At 40.1% G+C, this 22,919-nt stretch carries 30 protein-coding genes; 23 read left to right on the top strand and 7 right to left on the bottom strand.

Annotated features, from left to right (window positions below; genetic code table 11):
* The first annotated feature begins 149 nt into the window (after positions 1–149).
* The 9 genes from glf (at position 150) to LA360_RS25300 (ending at position 9,141) form a co-directional block, all read left to right on the top strand.
* Positions 150–1,271: a UDP-galactopyranose mutase gene (gene glf, locus LA360_RS25265; RefSeq protein ID WP_112483564.1), complete on the top strand. Its 1,122-nt coding sequence runs from the start codon at positions 150–152 to the stop codon at positions 1,269–1,271.
* 2 nt (positions 1,272–1,273) lie between these two features.
* Positions 1,274–2,341 carry a glycosyltransferase gene (locus LA360_RS25270; protein ID WP_112483523.1) on the top strand — a complete coding sequence of 356 codons (1,068 nt, stop codon included), beginning with the start codon at positions 1,274–1,276 and terminating at the stop codon, positions 2,339–2,341.
* Between the two features lie 17 nt (positions 2,342–2,358).
* Positions 2,359–3,579, top strand: a complete 1,221-nt coding sequence (locus LA360_RS25275; RefSeq protein WP_112483521.1) for a glycosyltransferase family 4 protein — start codon at positions 2,359–2,361, stop codon at positions 3,577–3,579.
* 60 nt (positions 3,580–3,639) lie between these two features.
* On the top strand, positions 3,640–3,879 hold the full coding sequence (locus LA360_RS32020; RefSeq protein WP_112483519.1) for an acyltransferase family protein: 240 nt from the start codon (positions 3,640–3,642) through the stop codon (positions 3,877–3,879).
* Between the two features lie 571 nt (positions 3,880–4,450).
* Positions 4,451–4,855: a hypothetical protein gene (locus LA360_RS32025; RefSeq protein ID WP_416824159.1), complete on the top strand. Its 405-nt coding sequence runs from the start codon at positions 4,451–4,453 to the stop codon at positions 4,853–4,855.
* On the top strand, positions 4,852–5,976 hold the full coding sequence (locus LA360_RS25285; RefSeq protein ID WP_225537696.1) for a polysaccharide pyruvyl transferase family protein: 1,125 nt from the start codon (positions 4,852–4,854) through the stop codon (positions 5,974–5,976). The genes LA360_RS32025 and LA360_RS25285 overlap by 4 nt, the downstream gene beginning before the upstream one ends.
* Positions 5,977–5,987: 11 nt before the next feature.
* Complete coding sequence (locus tag LA360_RS25290) at positions 5,988–6,860, top strand: 6-hydroxymethylpterin diphosphokinase MptE-like protein (protein ID WP_112483512.1); 873 nt, start codon at positions 5,988–5,990, stop codon at positions 6,858–6,860.
* Positions 6,857–7,951, top strand: coding sequence for a glycosyltransferase (locus LA360_RS25295; protein WP_112483510.1), 1,095 nt, complete (start codon positions 6,857–6,859; stop codon positions 7,949–7,951). The genes LA360_RS25290 and LA360_RS25295 overlap by 4 nt, the downstream gene beginning before the upstream one ends.
* 206 nt (positions 7,952–8,157) lie before the next feature.
* Positions 8,158–9,141 (top strand): O-antigen ligase family protein, encoded by a 984-nt coding sequence (locus tag LA360_RS25300; protein ID WP_225537799.1) that lies wholly within the window; start codon positions 8,158–8,160, stop codon positions 9,139–9,141.
* 145 nt (positions 9,142–9,286) lie between these two features.
* Here LA360_RS25300 and LA360_RS25305 read toward each other — a convergent pair whose 3' ends face one another.
* Genes LA360_RS25305 through LA360_RS25330 form a run of 6 tightly spaced genes read right to left on the bottom strand, consistent with a single transcriptional unit; the run spans position 9,287 to position 12,230 of the window.
* On the bottom strand, positions 9,287–9,532 hold the full coding sequence (locus LA360_RS25305; protein WP_089776393.1) for a hypothetical protein: 246 nt from the start codon (positions 9,530–9,532) through the stop codon (positions 9,287–9,289).
* A 45-nt stretch (positions 9,533–9,577) separates the two neighbouring features.
* Positions 9,578–10,390, bottom strand: a complete 813-nt coding sequence (locus tag LA360_RS25310) for an ExeA family protein (protein ID WP_112481890.1) — start codon at positions 10,388–10,390, stop codon at positions 9,578–9,580.
* A complete protein-coding gene (locus LA360_RS25315) occupies positions 10,383–10,556 on the bottom strand; it encodes a hypothetical protein (protein WP_170321110.1) in 174 nt (57 codons plus the stop codon). Before LA360_RS25315 ends, LA360_RS25310 begins: the two co-directional genes overlap by 8 nt.
* Positions 10,553–11,188 (bottom strand): DDE-type integrase/transposase/recombinase, encoded by a 636-nt coding sequence (locus LA360_RS25320; RefSeq protein ID WP_242997662.1) that lies wholly within the window; start codon positions 11,186–11,188, stop codon positions 10,553–10,555. Before LA360_RS25320 ends, LA360_RS25315 begins: the two co-directional genes overlap by 4 nt.
* Before the next feature lie 14 nt (positions 11,189–11,202).
* Positions 11,203–12,021, bottom strand: coding sequence for a hypothetical protein (locus LA360_RS25325; protein WP_225537582.1), 819 nt, complete (start codon positions 12,019–12,021; stop codon positions 11,203–11,205).
* Positions 12,018–12,230: a DUF6431 domain-containing protein gene (locus tag LA360_RS25330; RefSeq protein ID WP_139017793.1), complete on the bottom strand. Its 213-nt coding sequence runs from the start codon at positions 12,228–12,230 to the stop codon at positions 12,018–12,020. Before LA360_RS25330 ends, LA360_RS25325 begins: the two co-directional genes overlap by 4 nt.
* 184 nt (positions 12,231–12,414) lie before the next feature.
* Here LA360_RS25330 and LA360_RS25335 point away from each other — a divergent pair, with 184 nt between their 5' ends.
* Both LA360_RS25335 and LA360_RS25340 read left to right on the top strand, forming a co-directional pair.
* Entirely contained in the window at positions 12,415–13,842 is a 1,428-nt protein-coding gene (locus LA360_RS25335) for a flippase (protein WP_112483506.1), read from the top strand.
* A 110-nt stretch (positions 13,843–13,952) separates the two neighbouring features.
* A complete protein-coding gene (locus LA360_RS25340; protein ID WP_225537697.1) occupies positions 13,953–14,120 on the top strand; it encodes a hypothetical protein in 168 nt (55 codons plus the stop codon).
* Here LA360_RS25340 and tnpA read toward each other — a convergent pair.
* The gene (gene tnpA, locus LA360_RS25345) at positions 14,111–14,581 is read right to left on the bottom strand and encodes an IS200/IS605 family transposase (protein ID WP_112481777.1); all 471 of its coding nucleotides are present in this window, start codon (positions 14,579–14,581) and stop codon (positions 14,111–14,113) included. The two genes, LA360_RS25340 and tnpA, sit on opposite strands and share 10 nt — an antisense overlap.
* A 99-nt stretch (positions 14,582–14,680) precedes the next feature.
* Between tnpA and LA360_RS25350 the strand changes: the two genes are divergently transcribed.
* From LA360_RS25350 to LA360_RS25405, 12 genes are all read left to right on the top strand, one after another.
* Positions 14,681–15,442, top strand: a complete 762-nt coding sequence (locus LA360_RS25350) for an N-acetylneuraminate synthase family protein (protein WP_225537698.1) — start codon at positions 14,681–14,683, stop codon at positions 15,440–15,442.
* Positions 15,443–15,534: 92 nt separating this feature from the next.
* Positions 15,535–16,287: a CBS domain-containing protein gene (locus tag LA360_RS25355; protein ID WP_112483502.1), complete on the top strand. Its 753-nt coding sequence runs from the start codon at positions 15,535–15,537 to the stop codon at positions 16,285–16,287.
* Positions 16,287–16,496, top strand: coding sequence for an LbetaH domain-containing protein (locus LA360_RS25360; protein ID WP_225537699.1), 210 nt, complete (start codon positions 16,287–16,289; stop codon positions 16,494–16,496). Before LA360_RS25355 ends, LA360_RS25360 begins: the two co-directional genes overlap by 1 nt.
* 11 nt (positions 16,497–16,507) lie before the next feature.
* Positions 16,508–16,705 carry a serine O-acetyltransferase gene (locus tag LA360_RS25365; RefSeq protein ID WP_225537700.1) on the top strand — a complete coding sequence of 66 codons (198 nt, stop codon included), beginning with the start codon at positions 16,508–16,510 and terminating at the stop codon, positions 16,703–16,705.
* Between the two features lie 12 nt (positions 16,706–16,717).
* Positions 16,718–17,893, top strand: coding sequence for an N-acylneuraminate cytidylyltransferase (locus LA360_RS25370; protein ID WP_112483498.1), 1,176 nt, complete (start codon positions 16,718–16,720; stop codon positions 17,891–17,893).
* Entirely contained in the window at positions 17,880–18,893 is a 1,014-nt protein-coding gene (locus LA360_RS25375; protein WP_160116387.1) for a Coenzyme F420 hydrogenase/dehydrogenase, beta subunit C-terminal domain, read from the top strand. Before LA360_RS25370 ends, LA360_RS25375 begins: the two co-directional genes overlap by 14 nt.
* A gap of 194 nt (positions 18,894–19,087) precedes the next feature.
* Entirely contained in the window at positions 19,088–20,056 is a 969-nt protein-coding gene (locus tag LA360_RS25380) for a Coenzyme F420 hydrogenase/dehydrogenase, beta subunit C-terminal domain (RefSeq protein WP_112483495.1), read from the top strand.
* 2 nt (positions 20,057–20,058) lie between these two features.
* Positions 20,059–20,397 (top strand): 4Fe-4S binding protein, encoded by a 339-nt coding sequence (locus LA360_RS25385; RefSeq protein WP_112483493.1) that lies wholly within the window; start codon positions 20,059–20,061, stop codon positions 20,395–20,397.
* A 38-nt stretch (positions 20,398–20,435) separates the two neighbouring features.
* Positions 20,436–21,338 (top strand): sugar phosphate nucleotidyltransferase, encoded by a 903-nt coding sequence (locus LA360_RS25390; protein ID WP_112483562.1) that lies wholly within the window; start codon positions 20,436–20,438, stop codon positions 21,336–21,338.
* Positions 21,339–21,344: 6 nt separating this feature from the next.
* Positions 21,345–21,956, top strand: a complete 612-nt coding sequence (locus LA360_RS25395) for a VanZ family protein (RefSeq protein ID WP_112483492.1) — start codon at positions 21,345–21,347, stop codon at positions 21,954–21,956.
* A 146-nt stretch (positions 21,957–22,102) separates the two neighbouring features.
* Positions 22,103–22,426 (top strand): hypothetical protein, encoded by a 324-nt coding sequence (locus LA360_RS25400; RefSeq protein ID WP_112483490.1) that lies wholly within the window; start codon positions 22,103–22,105, stop codon positions 22,424–22,426.
* 64 nt (positions 22,427–22,490) lie between these two features.
* Positions 22,491–22,823 carry a hypothetical protein gene (locus LA360_RS25405; RefSeq protein ID WP_112483488.1) on the top strand — a complete coding sequence of 111 codons (333 nt, stop codon included), beginning with the start codon at positions 22,491–22,493 and terminating at the stop codon, positions 22,821–22,823.
* Positions 22,824–22,919: the final 96 nt, after the last annotated feature.

A 22,919-nucleotide genomic window follows, 5' to 3' on the forward strand; every position in this document is an offset into this window, starting at 1 on the left:
GTAATTGGATATGACAGCATAAGAAAACACTTAGCCGAGTGTGGTTATCACACAGCGGAAATTAGAGAGAAATACTATCTGTGAAGAGCAGATGTGTACATAGATGAAGAAATGAGATGTTAACCCGTGAAGGGGTGGAGGAGTACATAATGGAAAAATTTGATTATTTAGTAGTGGGTTCTGGTCTTTACGGGGCGATTTTTGCCCATGAGGCGAAGGCTCATGGAAAATCTGTTTTGGTAGTGGACAAGCGTCCGAATATTGCGGGTAACATTTATACAGAAAGTGTTGAGGGCATCAACGTTCACAAGTACGGCGCTCACATTTTCCATACCAACAATAAAAAGGTTTGGAGTTATATCACACAATTTGCAGAATTCAACCGCTTTACCAACAGCCCCGTGGCTAATTACAAGGGCGAATTGTACTCGTTACCGTTCAACATGTATACCTTTAACAAGATGTGGGGTGTTGTGACACCGGAAGAGGCTGCCGCCAAGATTGAGGAGCAGCGCAAGGAGATTACTGGCGAGCCGCAGAATCTTGAAGAGCAGGCCATCTCCCTCGTCGGGCGCGACATCTACGAGAAGCTTATCAAGGGCTACACCAAGAAGCAGTGGGGACGCGACTGCAAGGACCTGCCCGCCTTCATCATCAAGCGCCTGCCTGTGCGGCTGACATTTGATAACAACTATTTCAATGCACTTTATCAGGGTATTCCTGTTGGTGGTTATACCAAGATGGTTGCAAATCTGCTGGATGGTGTTGAGGTTCGTTTGAACACAGACTATCTGGAGAACAAGGCCGAGTTGGATGCATTGGCTGATAAGGTTGTGTACACTGGACCGATTGATGCTTACTTTAATTATAAGTTGGGTACGTTGGAATATCGTTCGGTTCGCTTTGAAACGGAAACATTGGACAAGCCTAATTTCCAGGGCAACGCAGCAGTGAACTATACCGACCGCGAAACTCCGTGGACTCGAATTATTGAACACAAATGGTTTGAATTTGGCAAGGATGAAAATGGAAACAATCTGCCAAAAACAATCATCAGCCGTGAGTATAGTAGCGAGTGGAAACCGGGAGATGAGCCGTATTATCCGGTTAATGATGCTAAGAATGGCTTGCTTTATTCTGAATATAAGAAGCTGGCAGACGCAGAAGAAAAAGTAATCTTCGGCGGTCGTCTTGGCGAGTATAAGTACTATGATATGGATCAGGTAATTGCAGCTGTATTGGATAAATGTGAGAAGGAACTGGGAGAGTAAAAATGGCAAAGAAAAAGATTTTGATGGTATGTGAAGCTTTTGGAGGTGGCGTATTCACTTACGTATCTCAGCTCTGCAACGATATGGTGGATGATTTTGATGTCTATCTTGCGTATTCGCTCAGACCGCAGACCCCTAAGAATTATAAAGACTTTCTGGATCAGAGAGTGCATTTGATCGAAATGAAAAATGTTGGCGTAAAGGGATTGGCAAATTTAAAAAGTGATGTTGCGGCAATCAAGGAATTACGTCAAATTGAAAAAGATGTTCAGCCAGATGTGATTCACCTGCATTCTTCGGTTGCAGGTGGTTTAGGTAGACTTGCATATAACGGAAAAAATAATACTGTTGTGTATACACCTCATGGATATGCACATATTCTTATGGGTCCGGGGAAGAAGAGCAAAGTCTATAAGTTTGCAGAAAAGGTTCTTGGAAATCGAGCACTTACACTTACCTGTTGTGAAAGTGAAGACGAAGAGGCAAAGAAATTTTCTAAGAGAACAGCTTATGTTGAGACTGGTGTGAACCTTGCAGATCTTTCAGCATCCCTTGACGGTATAAAGCCAGTAAAAAATGATAAGTTTACAGTATTTACACTTGGTCGAGCCTGCGTCCAGAAACAACCACAGCTTTTTAACAGAATCGCTGAATTGGTGCCAGATGCTAGATTTGTTTGGATTGGCAATGGTGAACTTGAAAATGAGTTGACTGCCCCCAATATTGAAGTTACAGGATGGAAACCTCGAAAGGAAGCTTTGGCAATGGCTAAAGGTGCTGACGCTTTTATTTTGTGTAGTCTTGGCGAAGCAATTGCAATGAGCCTTATTGAGAATATGTACATTAAAAAGTTGATTCTCGTCAGCAATACAATGGGAAATAAGAGTGTTATCAATAATGGCGTTAATGGCTATGTGTGTGATAAAGCAGAGGAGTATGCTGAACATATAAAGGCGGCCATGAAGAAATTTCCTAAAGAACTTCCTGAAAGAGCCTATCAGGATGTCCTTGAGATTTATAACACAGATACCATGAAGAAGAAGTATATTGAGTTTTATAAAAAATGTTAAATTAGAGGATTTAGAGAATGAAAGTGCTGATATTAACAGCAGACTCAAATGGTGCTTATCCTGTACCAGCAACTAAAGGTGGTGCAGTGGCGACACTAATTGAGTACTTGGTTGAAGGAAATAATGAGAGAGAGCAGTGTAAGTTAGAAGTAGTGTCTTATTATGAGGAAAGGGCATATGAAAAGTCAAAACAGTATCCTCATGTTAGATTTACTTGGGTGAGAATTCCGAAAATCGTAACACTGTTGGACCGAATGGCATTTAATTTTATTAGGATTATGAAGAAAGATGAAAAGGCGGTTTCCTTCAAGACACCATTTTCACTTCTGTATTATATCCATAATTCTAGAAAAATAATTAAATTTACAGATGCAGATAAAATAGTAATAGAAAACAATATACCCTTGGCATTGTGCTTTAAGAACACAAAGTATAAGGGACAGTGGTACTACCATTTACATAATGTGCCTAGAATAGACGCTAAGAGCAGAGACGTGATGCAAAGGACGACAAAGTTTCTGTGCGTGAGTCAATTTGTTGCAAACGAGATATGTAGTGAAAAAAGCGCAATAGGAAAGGTGCCGAGTAATAAAGTTGAAATACTTTATAATTGTATAGACACGGATTTGTTTAGACCTATAAAAAAAGATAATCAGAGAATTATAGAATTAAGAACAAGGTACGGCCTTCAAGAAGAAGATAGGGTTTTGATATTTACTGGACGTTTGACAGAAGAAAAGGGTGCAGATGTTCTTCTTACAGCGATGAAAAAACTTCCCAACAATGTGAAAGCCTTAATTGTCGGCAGCTTTCACTACAATGCAGAGGTAAAAAGCGATTATCAGAATAAGTTACATAAGATGGCTGAAGATCTTGGAAAGAGAGTGAATTTTACTGGGTACGTTCAGCATGATGATTTACCCTATCTGTATAATCTAGCTGATATAGCAATACTGCCTTCGATATGGGATGAACCGGCTGGACTAACAAATCTTGAAGCAATGGCGTGTGGAACTCCGATTATCACGACTAATGCTGGTGGAATTCCAGAGTACATTGGAGAAGGAACAGCCTATAAACGAGATGACAACTTAGTCAATAATGTTGTTAAAGAGGTAAATAGGTTACTTGAAGATTCTCAGTATTATCAGAATAAATCTTACAGCGGTCGCCAGTTGGTGGAGCAAAAATTCAACAAAAATATTTATATAGATAATCTTGTTAAGTGTCTAAACTAAAAAGCAATTAATGAAGGGGTGTGTAATGATTGATAGCCAATCGTTACACGGGTGAGTATTATGGAGCAAAGGCAAATCAGTAAAAGAAAAAATTATATCGATATTGCAAAAGGACTGGGCATAATTTGCATCGTTATAGGTCATGCGTTGACTAAAGGCACACTATTGAGAAGATGGGTGTTTGCGTTTCATGTCCCTTTGTTTTTTATTGTGGCTGGATTAACCTTTGTACCAAAGAATAGTAGAGGTTATATAAAAACTAGATTTAAAAGGCTGATGGTTCCTTATTATCTAGTATAACTCGATTTAAATAAGCTTACAATTTAAGCATTGGTAGTAATCTGATTTCTTGGCTTACGTGTCCATGCTTTGGGCGCACGTTTCCCTTGGTTTTCAGGATAATAATGTAAACTTATTAAAATTGAGTTATACTAGTATCAATTTTAAGCATAGTTATCTATTTGGTTCTTGGTAAGTATGTAGGTGTTTCAGATCATAACCAGATGAGCTTTGTCAATAATATCGCAAGTATGTTTTATGGAAGCTCAAAACTTGGCTATATGAAATGGAATCTTCCATTATGGTTTGTACCGTGCTTCTTTGCTACTATGTGCATATTTAATGTAATAGTAAATTTTCTGGGAAATCGGAAGTGGAATGATTGTAAACTGTTACTGGTTTCAGTGGCTTTACTAATAATAGGATACGTCATTTCTAATGTTTGTTATATATATTTGCCGTTTCAGCTAGAAACATCAATGAACCTTCTCTTTTTTGTGGTGTGCGGTTATCTATGCAGTAAAGCAATTGGGGGGGGGGGGGGGGGGGGGGGGGGCAGAGCGTACCGTATGTTTCGCGGAGTAAGAAGGCAATTGTAGGAGTAGCAGCTATATTAATTGGCTGTATCTTAAGTTTCTTTAATGATGGAATAGGTGTAAGAACAGATACCTATGGAATGCTCCCGCTTTATATATTTATTGCATTATTGATGAGCGTGGGAGTGATAGGTGTTTCGGTAGCAATTGAACAAAATAAGTGTTTAGAATACATAGGAAGACATAGCTTCTTTATAATGCTTTTTCACCGTTTTGTTCTGATGTTTTTCTCTGAGGTCTTTCCATTAACAAGAAAAATACTGTCGGATACTAATAATGTAAAAGGGACCTTGGTAGCTGTTTGTATATCACTAACGAGCGTTATAATCTGTCTTGTGGGTGAGCATATATTATGTTGGAGCTACAATAAATCAAAAAGGATATTAAGGAAAAAAGCATGAAAAAAGTAGGAATATTGACTTTTCATTCTGGATTGAATTATGGAGCTTCACTTCAGGCATACGCACTGAAGTGTGTATTGAACATTAAAGATTTGGAAACGTCAGTAATTGATTTTAGAAAAGAAAAATCATATGGAGACAATTTTTGGAAGAATTTTTTTTCCTGTGCTAGACTGGCAAGATGTATCTATGAAATACCTTATAGCAAACAAATTGGACAGAAAAAAAAACAATTTGAAAAGTTTGTCAGCGAAAAATTGACGGAAAATAAGACATGTTTAGTTAAAGAAGATACGATTGAAAATGCAACGCAGTCGTATCAGGCTTTGATATTTGGAAGTGATCAGATTTGGAATCTTGATCCAAGAATATACGATAGAAGTAAAGTCTTTTTTGCGGATTTTAATTATTCAGGAAAAAAATACGCTTATTCGGCATCGTTTGGGGAAGATATTTCTTTTGCAAAGGAACATAAAGAGTATATTATTAAGCAATTGACAGACTTCAGAAGCATTTCTGTTCGCGAGAAGAGCGGGCAAGAGTTTTTGATGGCAAATGGTATAAATGCAGTACACACGGTAGATCCGACACTGTTGTTAAAAAAAGAAGAATGGGAAAAATTGATAAAAGATACAGCGACAATAAAAGGAAAATACATTTTATATTATTCCGTGAACTGTAGACGCTATTCTTGGGAAATTGCAAAAAAGCTTTCGGAGTTAACTCATATGCCGGTGATAAATCTGGTGGAGCACCCCAAAGTTTTTATGGCTGGTTTTAAGAACTGCTATGATAAAGGGCCATTGGAATTCTTAAACATAATAAAAAATGCAGAGTATGTCGTAACCAATTCTTTTCATGGAGTTGCTTTTTCAATTAACTTTAAGAAAAAATTTGCGCCCGTATTTCAAATGATAGATGGGAAAATACAGCTTGAAGAGAGAAAGTATGATTTGCTAAAGAGGGTAGGACTTGAAAGTCTGATTATCACAGATATGAATGAAGAAGTTCTAAAAAAAATCAGCACAATCGATTATTCGGCTGTTGAGAAAAAACTAGATATGATTCGGAAAGAGTCGTTAAGCTATATCGATGGCGTAGTGAATGATTTAAATAATTGAGGTATTGGAACATGCTAAAAGAAAAGATTAAAAGTAATAAGAGTGCATATCGAATAGCACGCTTTGCAAAATATGGATTGGTTAGGCCAGTTCATTTGAAAATATATACTGCTGAAAGAAAATTTGCAAGAAAGGTTTTGCCAAAGACAGATAAAGACTTAGCATTAGAAAAAATGCATAACAGATATAAAGGCAAGACGGCATTTATTATCGGCAATGGTCCGAGTCTAAAGGCATCTGATCTTGAAATGATAAAGAAAAGTGGTGGTTATTGTTTTGCCACGAATAGAATTTTTTTGATTTTTGATCAGACTGATTGGCGACCTGATTTCTATGTTGCAGTCGATGGTGCAATTGTGGGCGATAAAACAAACACGATTGAAAGGATATTCAAGGAGAATATCAAGTATTATTTCTTTGCACCAGATGTGTTTGATCATCTACCTATAGATTTAAAGAAAAAGGATAATGTTATTCGCTTTCACAAGAAAAGAAATAACGTGATAAGAAGTGTTGATGAGTTTTCACCTGATCCATTGGAGTATTTAGTTGATGGGTATACAGCAACATATCCTTCGATCCAATTGGCTTATTATTTGGGTTTTGAAAGAATTGTCTTTTTAGGGGTCGATTGTAATTATTCCAATGTTATTAATTCTGATGGAAGTATTTCAAAGACGAGTGAAAAGCAACAGTATTTTTCTAAGGACTATGATAGCGCGACAACTAATGCGGGAAATGTAGTTGGAATGATAGAAGCATACGGGTGTGCAAGAAGATTCTTAGAATCGCATGGTGTTAAATGTATAAACGCTACGAGAGGCGGAGAACTTAAGGCCTTTGAAAGAATGAGCTTGGAAGATGTTTGTTTAGAGGTGAAATGATGGCTAAAAGAAAAGTTGCAATTTGCGCATACAGAATGAATAAAGGTGCAACAGGCGGTGCTGGAGGAGTGCTTTTCATGCTTCAAGATGCTCTTGGAAAGCAGTTTGAGGATGTTGAATTTCAATATATCTTTAAAGAGAATGAAGGCAAGACAGCACTAGCTCAATATTTCAGAACCCTTATGGATTGTAATCCAGATATGTATATCTGCCATGATGTTGTAAGTGCTTTTTTACTGTCTATGGTCAGGAAAAAGTACATATTGATATACCATCAGCAGGGACCTTTGATTCAAGAACGAATCAATTTAGGCGTAAAAATCGGAAAAACTAAGCAAATTAAAACTAATTTTTACGAGGGAAGGGCATTAAAGAGCGCAGAATCTGTTCATTTTCCGAGCAATGGTGCTAAGAAAATGTATTTCAATAGTGAATTCAGAAGTGCAGATGAAAATCAAGTTAGAATTGGAGAACCAATGTACAATACGATATATGTTGATTCGGACTTGAATGACTCGATAGACTCGTATGGTTTGGAAAGAGACAATAGCTACACGACATTCTATTCTGTTGGAACACTTACAGAGGCAAAGGGACAGGACAGAGCAGTTATTTTTCTGGATAAATACTGCGAAAACAGTAGCAGGAAAGTTAGATATATTTTGATTGGACAAGGGGTCTTAAAAGATGCTTTGCTGAATGAACTGGAAGTACTAAAGAAAAAGCATGATAATTTTTCTTACGTGTATGTTCCGAGATTAGAGCATAAAGATATTTTATCTGTGGGAATGATTTCAGATGTGTATTTGATGCTTCATCGAATTTCAATTTTTGATTTGTCGACGTTGGAGGCAATGTATACTAATAATGCGGTTGTTTTAAGTGATATTGGAGGAAACCTAGACTTTAATAAGAATGAAAATATAGTTTTTTGCAATTGCACGGACTATCAAAGCGCAGCAAAGAATCTTGACTCTATTGGAATAGAAAATTTGAAACGAAAAAATAAGGAGTGCTTTGAGAAGTATTTCTCGCGTGCTGCATTTAAGGAAAGGTACTATGAATTGGCCCTAAATGGAGGCACTAAATGATTTCCATAAGCAGACTATGTGAAAAAAAATGGTTCATTATATTGGGAATAATATGTGCAGTACGACCCGAATATTATGCGAACCAATTACCAATAGTGGATAGCATACTAAGTAATGTATCCTACATGTTTTTTCCGTTTCTGATTTTTTTATATTATTATGGGGCCGGAAAAGGAAAAATAAAGACATCGCCTGTTGTTAATTTGGTGCTGATTTTGCATTTGTCGTATTTGTTTTCAACTGCGTTGAATCATGGAAATTTTTATACCATACAGCGAACAACAGTATATGTCGTAGGTTTTTGCGTATTTACGGATTTAGTATGTAGACATAACCCACGAGGCTTTATTGAAGCGTATTATTGGATAATGTTGATCTATGTCACAATTAACTTTATTACGATTATTAAATATCCAGATGGAATTTGGTATTCTGCTTCATTGACAGGCAATCTGAAATATTTGACACATTGGTTCTTTAGTACAGAAAATAATTTTATTGTTTATATTTTGCCAGCTTTATGTATTACGGTAATGCGTTGCTATATAGTTAATAAGGTATCACTATTATCAATTTGGATGTTTATTGCATCGGCATTATCTATTCTCATTACGTTTTCAGGAACCTGTGTTGTTGGTCTTTCTGTTTTTGCTATTTATATGGTATTAATGTATAAAAACAAGTTGTTGGAATGGATTCATTTTCCGCAATATATGCTTGCCAGTTTAGGAACATTCTTATTCATTGTTATTTTCAGATTGCAAGAGTTTTTTGCATTCATTATAGAAAATTTGCTTGGAAAAAGTTTAACTCTAACGGGACGTACAGGTGCATGGGACTGGGCTATGTATTGGATAAGAGTCAAACCTATTTTCGGAAGTGGCTATGAAACGAATGAAGTTATCACTTCAAAGTTGCATGACACAGCGGCAACGCATTGTCATAATATGTTTTTGGATATAACATATCGTGGCGGATTTGTTGCATTGATAATATTTATTTTGATTCTCTATTTTTGTGGCAAAGCAGAAAAACATTACAAGTATAATTCACTGACTAGGATTTTAACATTTTCGATATTTGTATTCACCGGTATTCTATTTTTGACGGAAGCATACTTTAATCAAAGAACATTTTTTATGCTTTTGACAATGCTATATCAGATTAGTTATATAGTGAAATGTTACTGACCTCCTGATATGACGCTGACCAGATTTGTTCATTTTTCAGCAGGCTGCTCTAACTCATGTCAGTCATTGCGGTGGCTTCTGGGTGGATTTCTCCACCCTTAAAACCATCGTTTTGATAGAGAGTGCTCCTGCATAGGCTTTTCAGTCAAATGGAAGCACGCCCTCGATCTTTGACAACTTCATACTGCTTTGCATGCGGCGATTTGAACCTGCGCAGTTTACTGCTGACGTTATCCATATGCTCCTGAAGATCTTCAAGCTGTCCGCTGATGTCATCCATGGCGATCCTGATATCCCCATGGAGCAGTTCTATGGAATTGAGGGCTACCTCCAGTTCGTCCCGGATGTCCATGTATTCCTCCAGCAGATCCAATACGCCGGACTGGCGCATGCGGTCAGCAAAGGTCTCTGCCGGGCGATGTTTTTTTCTGAACCATCAGGCCTCACCTCCCAGCATCTCATGTTCGAGGACAAACCTTACCTGATGTTCGTCCGTAAGACGCTTTCCCTGCTGGCTGGCGTACATCAGGCAGCCGTCACAGATCCGGTTGATGCGCTTTAGGATCCCCGTGGACTCGCGGAAGCTCTCGTCCATGGCCTTATCGGTAAAGATATCCTGCCTGCCTCCGGCATACGCAAGGTGGGAACGGATATATCTTTCCGTCTGCGCACGGTCAAGATGGGGCAGGATGCAGCTTAAATCAATCCGCTGCCTGACGGCCGCATACCGCTGGAGCCGGAGTTTATCCCACAGCTCCGTCTGCCCGACGAGCGCGAGTGCCATAGGGCTCATAGAATCGAATTTATAATTCAGCAGGAAGCGGAATTCCTCAATGGTCTCTTTTTCCAGAAGGTGTGCTTCATCCAGGATGCAGACGACTTTCCTGCCCTGCACGCCGCGGATGATCTCCACCTCCTTCTGAAGCTGCCTCTTGGCATCGCCGCGGTAGAACTTTGATTCCACGCCCAGCTGGTCGAGCATGCCTTTGCAGAACCATCTTGGGGTCAGTTTGGAGTCCGACAGGTAGAGGAAGATATATTCCTCTTTGGGGAGCGTCTCCACAAAACGGCGCACCAGCGTTGACTTGCCGCACCCGGCATCCGCCGTCACCACGGCGAACAGCTGGCGGTCCGCCGCATAAGACAGGCGCCCAAGGGTGTCCGCCATCGCCGGTGACTCATACAGCATCCCCGACGGGATATCGCGCACGAAAGGGAGACGCTGCAATTCGTAAAAAGCTTTATACATTGCTGCCACCATCCTTCCTGTACTGTCCGAAAGAGATGGCATCTGCCATGTGCTTTTTGGATGCTGCGCTCTTCTTTTTCAGCGCCTCCAGCATACGGGAATTATCCGGCTCCGTTTCCTGCATGGAAATCGGCAGGGGGTCTTTTTTATCACAAAACGGCCTCATTTCGAGCGGCTTTGCGGTAAACGCTTCAATCCGATAAGGGACGGTTTTGTCTCATATTTGCGGCCCTGAAAGCTGATACAGCCGCCCTTGTCAACAAGGCGTTCTTCATGGTGGAGGAACGCTTCCGCCACTACGGATGTATCCAGGAACTTTAAAGGCCGGCAGTCCCGGTTCCACTCCTGGAGAGGGGTGATCCCTTCCGGTGGGACGGGCATGCCAAGGCTCTCATAATACTCCCGGATGCCCTCGTGCGGCTGCTTATGGCAGTATTCCTCCAGGTAGTTTTTCCAGTGGCGGTTAAGCTCTTCCAGTGTTTTGACCTTATGGATCCGGGCCTCCCTGAGAAAAGCATCGGCCACCTGATGGAATTTTTCTATTTTCCCCTTTGATTTTCCGCTGCGGACTTTTGCGTGCCGAACCGTAATCCCAAGTCTGGCAAGGGAGAATTTCAGCTGTTTTGCCACATACTGCGAACCGTTGTCAAAGTATACGGCATCACAAGCCCCGGCCTTCAAGAGGACGTTCCGGAAGGTATCCTCCACGATGCTTTCCTCCTGGTTGTCATAAAACCGGGAATGGACCAGGTATCTGGAGTGGTCATCGATGGCGGAGGACAGATATGTCTGCACCATCGCCCCGTTTTTCCCTATGGGGAGCTTACACCCATACTTGACATCCTGTTGGGCTTGCAGAAACGTTTGGACGAGCTTTCGCGTGCGCTTGCGTATGTCTGCATCTGTCTCGTGCCGAAACCGGCTTTATAAAGGTGACGCTGCAGGGTAGGGCGCTTGAGTACGCCCGGCTCCGCCCAGCCCTCCTGCTCCAGGATGAAGATGAGCTGCTCCACGCTCCGCCTGGGTACTTCCTTCCTCAGTTGGATTGCCTGCTCCACAATCTTCCGGTAATTATCCGGCAGCCTCCCGGAGACAAGCGCCTGAGCCGGCACGACGGGTTTGAGACCCTCGAAGCCTTTTTCTTCATAGGCGGCAAGGTACCGGAAGATGGTACGCTCGGATAAGCCTGACTTTGAGGCTGCTTCTTCCCGCAGCTGGCTGCGTTTGGCGGGATCCAGGCTCTCATCAAGCAGTGGCGCGATCAAGGTGTAGCGTGAGAGCGCCTCGTTATCCCTCCAGTTTAAATCTTTTTTGATTGTCTGCATGGTATGCACCTCCTTTTTGGACAGCATACCGCAGAAAGCGCTGACAGCCAAAACAAAGTGGGTGCATATAAGATGTCCTCGGACGGATACCAGGAAACCGCCTGAGTTATAGACCATGCGCAGGACAGCGGGAAGCCACCTGTCACAGGATTTCCTAATTGTTTCCAAAATGGCCGCGCCGGCCAGTCCGGGATTCCTTAAGAGGCTCATAGCCTGCCGACAGTAACCTTCTGTCCGGGAAAAGTTTGCCATAAGCCAGTGGTGCCGCCGCCGTATGGTTTCATCACAAGGATAATCCTCGTTCATGGTATCCTCCGGCAGCCCTCATTGTCACACCGTCTCCGCTCAATCATCAGCCACACTACCTGTCCGCCATCCAGCTTCATGATTCGCGGTTTCCAGTCACGGTGGCTGACAGGGGACCGGCATATGGGGCATATACAATTTTCGTTACAATGGATAGTAATTACGCCATCCCCCTTGTCAGATTCCGTGTACTCTGATACAATAATCATGGTTTTATCATGAGTCTCAGAGGACACAACTTAGCGGGAGGGTCTTCTGGGACTTTCTCTTTCTGTAGAATGTTCATTGACATTATACAGAGCAAGTCCCTGACATTCAAGCAGAGCAGTATGGATGACAAATCAGCTTAGCAACAACAGTGAAAAAATGTACAGAAACTGAGGTGTCGCAATTATGAAGAAGAGCGTTATAAAAAACTATTTTTATAATTCGGGCTATCAGCTGCTTGCATTATTAGTTCCTCTAATTACTACACCATATGTTTCCAGAGTTCTTGGTGCAGATAATATTGGAATATACGAATATATATACTCTATTGGGCAGTATTTTGTTCTGTTTGGATGTTTAGGACTTAACTTGTATGGTCAGAGAGAGATAGCATATTGCGGAGATAATTATGAGAAGAGATCGACAGTATATTCTGAATTGTTGATTATTCGTGCAGTTACAATGGGGTGTGCTATAGCACTGTATCTCATTACAGCGCAGTTTAGTCAGTATAAAATTTATTATTACTATTCGTTGTTTACACTGTTGGCCTCTTTAATTGATATATCATGGTTATATCAAGGACTTGAAGATTTTAAAGTAACAGTACTAAGAAATGCAACAGTAAAAATTCTAGGTGTTATTGTTATATTAACCTGTGTTAAATCGAAAAATGATCTGTGGATTTATTTCTTGTCTCATAGCCTGACTTTATTAGTTGGCAATGCGACTATGTGGTTCCATAAGAGAAAATATGTTTCGTTTCACTGGGCAATTTCCCTCAATATTATAAAGCATGTAAAGGGAACGGTTTCACTATTTATTCCTCAAATTGCTGCATCGGTTTATACAGTGCTTGATAAAACAATGTTGGGCTATTTCGCAAGCACGACGCAGGTTGGTTATTATAGTCAGTCTGAGAAAATAGTCAAAGTAGCAATGACTATCGTTACCTCTATGGGAGTTGTTATGCTACCTAGGGTTTCGAGACTTTTTGCTGAGAAAAATGAAAAGGCAATAGAAGATAGCATATATAAATCGGCGAGATTTGTGTACTTTATAGCCAGTCCCATTGTTTTTGGGTTGATTGCAATTGTGAACATCTTTGTACCGTGGTTTTATGGCTTTGGATACGATGCGGTTAAAATTTTGATTCCAATTATTTCGCCTATAATTATGATTATTGGATTGAGTAATGTTGTAGGAACACAATATTTGGTGCCGGCAAAGAAACAAAAAGAATACACAATTTCCATATGTTGCGGGTCAGCAGTTAATTTGGTTTTAAACGCGTTACTTATTGGTAGGTATCAGGCGATAGGTGTTTCTATAGCAACGGTGTGTTCCGAATGCACTGTCACAGGTATTCAGTTGTATTTTGTTAGAAAAGATTTTTCGATAAAAAAGATGTTTGCGCCAATTTGGCGATATCTTGTATCTGCTTCCGCTATGTTCGTCATACTTAGGTTTGTTCAGACAGCATTACCGAATGGAGTAGTTGGTATTATGATTTCGTGCATCATGGGAGCAGTTATTTATGCGTTGATACTTTTGGCACTAAAGGATGCCTTTCTTATAGAACAGTTGAATGCAGTTTTTAAGAGGAGTAAATGATGTGTCAGAGTAAAATGTTTCTGAGGAAGTGATGAGAATTCAATTACTTTTCAGTTGTATTAAATATCAGAAATATATTTTAAAGGCTATAAGCCAAGGAGGAAATTATTATGTATAAGAAACCTTTCGTTATCGCTGAAGCTGGTTGCAACCACATGGGGCAGATGGAAATTGCCAAAGACCTCATTGAAACCGCAGCCCATTTTTGCAAGGCTGATGCAAATGAACTACCCCGCAGCAAGCTGCGGGGTATCGAAGGTTGCAACCTCTACATATAATCCCATATGCTATACTGCTTTGTTTTCTCTACGTTTTTATAGATTGTTTTATAATTTTTTTCCTGTCCCTGTTCTTTCACATATCTACTTATGATTTGCTCATTCCCATGTTCACTCACCGTTGCTACGTAATAGCCATCTGTCCAGAATTCTCCTCCCCACAATTTTTTCTTCACTTGTGGACATTTCGCGAACACCTCCCGGGCTATGATGCTCTTCACTATTTGGATGATTTTTTTTGGACTATATGTAGGCACTGACTGGATAAGAAAATGTATATGGTCTTTATCTGTACCTACTTCCAAAAATCTTATTTCATACCTTTCCTGAATTCCCTCACACGTTTCTTTGATTACCCTATCTACATCTTCATCTATTACTACTCTTCTATATTTTGTTGGACATACGAAATGATACATGAGTACTGATACATTGTGTGACTTGCGTATTGTTTCACTCATCACACAATTTCTCCTTTCCTTTTTCCTCTAGTATATCACTTCCTCCATGTCTTGAAAAAGTTTGTTACGCAGCAAGCTGCGGGGAATTAAACCCTCTTTTTGATTAAATTTCAGAAGCGTTGCCCGAAGGAGCTTTTGACTCCGGAGCAGTACAATGCTCCGCATCCGCATCCGGAAAATTCCTATGGTAAGACCTACGGTGAGCATCGTGAATTTCTGGAGTTTACAGTAGATCAGCACGCACAACTGAAGGAATGGTGCGAGCAGGCAGGTATTATTTATTCTACATCTGTTTGGGATATGACTAGCGCGAAGGAAATCGCTTCTCTGAACCCTGTTTTTATCAAAATCCCTTCTGCCTGCAATACCCATTATGAAATGCTGCAGTGGCTCTGTGACAATTATAAGGGAGAAATTCAGTTGTCTTTTGGTATGACTACTCACGAAGAAGAAGAGAAGATTGTACAGCTGTTTGAGGCAAATGGACGTGCAATGGATCTAGTTCTCTTTAACTGCACTTCTGGCTATCCGGTACCTTTTAAGGATGTGTGCCTGCTTGAAATCAATCGTATGCGTGCAACTTATGAAGACCGTGTGAAGGCAATTGGTTTTTCTGGCCATCATCTCGGTATTGCTGTTGATGTTGCAGCATATACGCTGGGGGCTGATGTGATCGAGCGTCATTATACTCTTGATAGAACTTGGAAAGGCACGGATCATGCCGCATCTTTGGAGCCGGATGGAATCCGTAAGCTGGTAAGAAACCTCAACGCGGTACATGAAGCACTTACTTATAAGGAAGCAGAAATTCTTCCGATTGAGAAGGTTCAGAGAGATAAACTGAAGTATCGCAAGCACTAATTTAAGCAATATTATTTTATAGGGCAGGTGGTGCCGATGGTGGATTTAAAGTCAATCTGGCATCGGCACTTGTCTTTTATGGAGAAAAATATATGAGTGGAATTGATTTATATACAATTGAGTCAACTGCTAGTGTTATCCATGCTTTGAAAAAAATAGATGATAACAAAAAAGGATTTTTGGTTGTGTTAACAAGTGGCAGAGTTGTCGGAACGCTTACAGACGGAGATATAAGACGTGCATTTATAGCAGGCCATGCATTAGAAGACAGTATTACAGAGATTTACGCACAAAATTGTACGGTATTGCACAGCAATGAGGGAATTTCCAAAGCAATTGATCTGTTTAAAAATGTGGCAATTAAATTTCTTCCCATTGTAGATGAAAACGGCAGTCTAGTGAATATTATTACAAAAACCCAAATGCATGTAGTACTGCTACAGGATTTACATGCCGATCTTACATACGATTTTGGGGCTTTAGACGAAGGAATCGTTGATTATGAGATTTATCAGCGCCCCTGGGGTTTTTATAAGACGACGGTTATGAATGACTATTTCCAATCCAAAGTGATCAGCGTAAACCCTAAATCACAGCTGAGTCTACAATCTCATAATCATAGGGAAGAACATTGGATTGTTGCACATGGAAATGGAACGGTTCAGCTTGACAACTCCATTTTGAATGTGACATGTGGTAGCTCTATTTTTATTCCTAAGGGCTGTAAGCATAGGCTTACCAACACAGATGACAAGGAATCACTTATCATTACAGAGGTTCAGATTGGAGATTATTTTGGCGAAGACGACATTATAAGATATGAAGATATATACGGGAGGATCTGATGAAATTTGAAAAAGTGTTCCATAAAGGGCGTGAACATTTTCTAAAAAATCATAAAATCCGCAGTAAAATTTATAGTCTTTTTTGCCGCATGTTTTTTCATTGTGATATACCGTTCAAAACGGATATTGATAAATCCGTTTATTTCTGCCATGATGCATTTGGTGTTGTAATTAATCCTAATGCAAGAATTATGGGGGGGGGGGGGTAATACAGAACGGTGTGCTCATTGGTGAGATAGATGATTCCCATCGGGCACCTATTATTAAAGAGGGAGCTTTTATTGGTGCAAGAGCTATAATACTTGGTCCCGTTGTAGTTGGTAAGAATTCCAAAATTGGTGCTGGTTCAGTTGTGCTGCAGGATGTTCCTGATGGTTGTACAGCTGTTGGAAATCCAGCAAGGATTATATATAAATAAGGAGATACTAAAATGAATGTAGCATTTATCCCGGTAAGAGGTGGCAGTAAATCAATTCCTCTTAAGAACATTAAACCTATTTCAGGCAGGCCTCTTGTGTATTGGACAGTTAAGGCCGCTTGTGGATGCAAGTATATTGATAAAGTATTTGTTGCAACAGATAGTGATAAGATTAAGGAAACTGTTGAAGGCTTTAAAGAAGGTTCAGAAGCTGAGCTTTTCAAAAAAGCAGAGGTAATTGGTCGTTCTGCGGAGTCTGCATCTGATACGGCTTCAACCGAATTTGCAATGTTGGAATTTGCAGATAAGATGGAATTTGACAATATTGTACTGGTTCAAGCTACATCGCCTCTTCTTGTAAGCTCAGATTTGGATAGAGGATTTGAAGCTTTTGGGGAAGAGAATGTAGATAGCGTCTTGTCTGTTGTACGTCAAAAACGATTCCATTGGGGAAATGATGAAAACGGATTTGCGCATCCTACAAACTATGATGTATTTCATAGACCGCGTAGACAGGAATTTGATGGCTATTTGGTGGAAAATGGTGCATTTTATATTTCTTCTAAAGAAGATCTTTTGAAATCGAAGAACCGCGTCTCTGGAAATATCAAGGCTGTCGAAATGAATGAGGACACATTCTTTGAAATTGATGAGCCGAGTGACTGGGTTATCATTGAAGCACTCATGAAAAAGAATGACATTACAGCTCCAAAGGAAATCCCGGAAATTAAAATGTTTCTTACCGATTGTGACGGCTGTTTGACAGACGGAGGAATGTATTACTCTGAACATGGAGATGAACAGAAGAAATTTAATACAAGAGATGGCATGGGATTTGCCTTACTGCGCAATAAGGGTATTGTTACTGGAATTGTAACCAGCGAAAATGTGGACTTGAATAGAAGAAGAGCTCAAAAGTTAAAACTTGATGTGTTAGAAGCAGGATGTAAGGATAAAGTAGCAGCAGTAAAAACTCTGTGCGAAAAGTATAATGTTTCTTTGGAAAATGTCGCTTATATCGGTGACGACATTAATGATTTGGATGTTATTAAAATGGTGGGATATGGATGCTGTCCAGCTGACGCCATGCCTCAAGTAAGAGATGCTGCTAGGTATGTTACTAAGGCAAAAGGCGGCGAAGGTGTCATCAGAGAGATTGTGGAGGCGATTATTAATGATACCAACTAATATGAATCGGGGGGGGGGGGGTACACCTCTTGCGGTTTATGCAATAAAAAATAGAGATGAATTTATAAGAAAAGAAAGCCGCTCTGGAGGAGTATTTCCAGCAATTGCAAATTGGATAATTTCAAAAAATGGAGCCGTTTATGGTTGTGTGACTGATTCTGACTTTCGGGCCGTACATATTAGAGTGGATTCAAAAAGTAATGTACACAGATTTTCTGGAAGCAAATATGTTCAATCGGATTTAGGAGATGTTTGCAGAGAGGTTCAATCAGACCTGCTAAATGACAAATATGTCTTATTTTCGGGAACTAGTTGCCAAATAGCAGGTTTGAAAGCCTTTCTGCACAAAGTCAACTGTGATATGTCTAAACTATATACAGTGGATATTGTTTGCCATGGAGTTCCGAGTCCACGTATATGGGAAGAATATATACGTTATATTGAAGAAACCTATAAATCGAATGTAGAACATGCGGACTTTAGGAATAAAAGGGACTTTGGTTGGGCAGATCATGTAGAATCTTTTAGGCTGAAAAACGGGAAATGTATTAATACTAGCTCATATACAGCTTTGTTTTATAGGCATTTTACTTTACGGCCAGCATGTCATCAATGTCCATATAAAAGCACACAAAGAATCAGTGATATTTCGCTTGCAGACTTTTGGGGTGTAAATAAGGTAATAAGATTATTTAATGACAACAAGGGTGTTTCGGCAGTCTTAATTAATTCTGAAAATGGTAAGAGTGTTTTTGAAATGATTAAAGACAATCTGATCTGGAAAGAAGTTGGTATTGAGAACTGCATGCAAACAGCGTTGAGAGTGCCTTTTGCCCCTAATAAGGAAAGAAATAATTTTTGGAATCAGTATTATTTAAAAGGCTTTTCGGCTGCGCTTTTCAGCGTAGAGAATGTTAAGAAAGATTATTTAATTCATAACTTGTTACCGAAAAAGATATATTTATTGATTAAAAAATTTACTCTCCGAAATAAGATGTAAGCTGTTTCCTTGCCATTTGTGAGGAATATCAAAATACACATTAATTAACCAACAACGGATGAAAATACAAAACTGGAGTATCTTTCAATAAACTATGTATTTGAAAGAACACGAGAATAATTATTTTCAAACTAAAACGTATCAGTTGGACGTTTTTGGCTTTTACTATGTGTATGATGATATGAGGAGCATAAATGGCAATGGAGATATATGCTATAAAACACAAGAATGAAGAGATTAGAAGTAAATCACGTAGCGGTGGAATATTCACAGCATTGACTGATTATATACTTGATGACATGGGAGGAATAGTATGTGGGTGCAAGATGGAAGGCGTTCGAGTTGCAGTACATGATTGCACAAATACAAAAGAGAGTAGAAATCTTTTTAGAGGGTCTAAATATATTGAAAGTAATCTTGCATGGAATGATTGTTTCGCCAATATTGAAAACTATTTGAAGCAAGGAAAAAAAGTATTGTTTTCTGGGACTTCTTGTCAGGTACAGGGACTCCTCGGCGTAATTCCGCAGAACTTGAAAAATAATTTGTATACGGTTGATATCTTATGCCATAATATTCCTTCAGGTAAAGTGTGGGATGACTATCTTACATGGTTTGAGAAAAAAGTGAATGCGAAGATTATTGCTGTTGATTTTAGAAATAAAGAAAAATTTGGGTGGGCTGATCATACGGAATCATTATGGACAACGAAGAAAGTATACCATAATAAGTATTATCGTGATTTGTATGCTCTTGGCTATATTTCAAGACCATGCTGTTCGCAATGTCCTTATAAAACTGTAACGCATCAGTCAGATTTTACGATTGGCGATTTTTGGGGACTCGATAGAGTGGAAAAAGGAAAAGAATTTGGAGATAACAAGGGCATATCTTTAGTACTTGTCAACACGAATAAAGGAGCAGAACTTTTTAATTTAATCAAAAATGAAGTTGAGTATATTCCAGCTAATGAAGCAGATTGTTTGCAAGGGGCACTGGTAAAACCGTATTCATACGACGTGGAGAATAGAACGAAGTTTTGGTCAGATTATTATTCAAGAGATTTTTCTTTTGTTGTAAAAAAGTATACTACAAATGAGATTCTTGCGAGAATAAAAATGCTGCTTCCCGGTGATTTGAAAAAAAGATTAAGAGGAAAATAATCATGGAAGAAATGCGATATCAATATAAAGATGGTTCGTATTTGCCAGAATCATCTTGGAGTTTTTTCAAAATTAAGAAATATACTCCTCATAAATCAACACGCTATATTAATGTTGATAAGAGCGATAATGGAACTTTGCCAGAATTATATGATAAAAGAGAAAATTGCTGTGGATGCACGGCATGTTTTTCTATTTGTCCTAAAGATGCTATACTTATGGAACCGGATGAAGAGGGTTTTCTATATCCGGTGGTAGACGCTTCAAAATGTATTAAATGCCACAAATGTGAAAGCGTTTGTTCATTTAAGCAAGACCAAAGAAATAAGGACTTGTTTTGATCATATTTGTAGCAAGAAAAGAAGAGAGAGAAGAAAAAATGAATACAACATTACTTATCATGGCGGCCGGAATCGGCAGCCGATTTGGAACAGGAATAAAACAGTTGGAGCCGGTCGATGATGCTGGTCATATCATCATGGATTACTCGATCCACGATGCAATCGAGGCTGGTTTCAATCATGTGGTCTTTATAATCCGTAAGGATATCGAGAAAGAGTTCAAAGAGGTCATCGGTGATCGCATTGCCTCCATTTGCTCTTCTCATAATGTAACTGTTGACTATGCTTTCCAAGATATCAATGATATCCCGGGAACTCTGCCGGAAGGACGTACAAAGCCGTGGGGAACCGGTCAGGCTGTGCTTGCAGCGAAAAATGTGATTGATACTCCGTTCATCGTCATCAATGCAGACGATTACTATGGCAAGGAAGGCTTCAAGGCTGTTCATGAGTATTTGGTAAACGGCGGCAAGTCCTGCATGGCAGGCTTTGTGCTGAAGAATACTCTGTCCGATAACGGTGGCGTGACTCGTGGTATCTGCAAGATGGATAAGCAGAACAACCTGACCGAGGTTGTGGAAACCAAGAACATCGTCAAGACTGAAGCTGGAGCAGAGGCAGACGGTGTGGCTGTTGATGTGAATTCTCTGGTATCTATGAATATGTGGGGACTGACGCCTGATTTTCTGGATGTACTGGAGGAAGGCTTCAAAGAGTTCTTCGAGAAAGAAGTACCCAGCAATCCTCTGAAAGCAGAGTATCTGATTCCTATCTTCATTGGTGAACTGCTAGAGCAGGGAATGATGTCTGTCAAAGTATTGAAAACAAACGATACCTGGTACGGCATGACCTATCACGAGGATGTAGCAGCAGTAAAGGATAGCTTTAAAAAGATGCTGGAGAACGGTGTGTACAAGGCTAATCTGTTTAGTGATCTGTAAACGACGATGAAAGAAACGATTGATTTACTCGGGAAGATTCTCACAAACGTTCTGACAGCTCTCTATGAGCCGTTTGGATTCTCACTTCTTCTTTCATTCCTAGCTATGTTTTTCTATCTTTATGCTTATGAGCCAATACATGCAGGCAAAGGCTGGAAGAATGCCATAGTGACCTGGTATCAGAAGTTCAAAGAGAGCGTGTTCTTCCAAAGGTTGTTTTTCTTAGCTTTTGTGACCTCACTTATTCTGTTCCGAACCCTGTTAAACCGTCAGCTGTGGATGAATCCTTTATCCGATGTCATGGGTGGCTGGGGCATCTGGGAGACAGTGAACGGTGAACAGAAGCTGACCACCGAGTGCATCGAGAACGTAATCATGATGGTGCCGTTTAGTTCGGTAGTGATGTGGACATTCGGAGAGAAGATAGGAAATGGCTGGAAGAAGATACTGTGGGAAAGCTGGAAGATAGCATTTATCTTTTCGATAAGCATAGAGATGTTGCAGTTATTGATGCGGCTAGGAACGTTCCAGCTATCGGACATCTTCTATAACACAGTCGGTGGAATGCTAGGCGGATTGATGTACTGTGGGACCATGAAGGCAAGAAAGTGTCTGTAAAACTGGATGAAATTGTGATATACTGGGAGCGGTAGCTCCCTACGCTGCTCGTAATAATCACACACCTCTCTGTGGTGAGCAGCAGGCAACGATCTTATGGTCGGCTGAGATGTGAGAAAAGAAACGCCGCAATGAGGGAAAAAAGAATGCCAATAAAATTTGAGATTGATAGGTATCTTGAAAGATTCAGATGGGGCGTGCCAGAGCCTCACGTGTCGGATACCACACGACAGTGTGTTCAAGAATTTCTGGATTGTTGGGATGAAGAAGTTCGAGAGAACAGTTTATTGAATACACCAGAAAGTACGTGCCGAGGCTTTAGAATTTTGTTGGAGAAGTTTCCAGAGTTAAAGGAAAGCTATTTCGGCTTGAAAATTCAGGATTATCTAGCGACGAATGATTCTGCGGTTTTAGGTGAAATACTTGATGGGCGTATGAAGTTACGGATGCTGAAAGAGAGCAAGAAGTGATATTGCCCTCACCCTAACACAGTGCTATACTTAAACAACTATAAAAGGAAAGAGGTTATCACCTATGCCCAGAACGAAAGGCAGCAAAAACCGTCCCAAAATCAATACCACCAACGACTACGCATCTCAGATTGCGGAGAAGCAGGAGACTATTGCGTCTCTGAATACCGAGATCGCATCCATCCAGAAAGCGATTGAAGAGCAGAAGAACACCCTGAAAGAGAAGAAGACTGCCCTGAAGAAGGCCGAAAAAGAAGTGGCATCCCTGGAATCGAAGAAGGCAAAGGCAGATGCTAAGGCCGCTGAAGAAGCGAAGAAGACCGAAGCAGAGGCTGTGCTGAAGAAGCTGCTGGCCAGCGGCATGAGTGCGGATGAAATCCTCGAAAAACTGAAATGAGATCGGCCGTGTGGACAAACTGAACCCCAGAAGTTCACACGATTTTTTTGAAGGTCGTTATATAGTTTATAACGGAAATAAAAGAAATGGAGTGTG

This window comes from Enterocloster clostridioformis, assembly GCF_020297485.1.
Lineage (GTDB): Bacteria > Bacillota > Clostridia > Lachnospirales > Lachnospiraceae > Enterocloster > Enterocloster clostridioformis.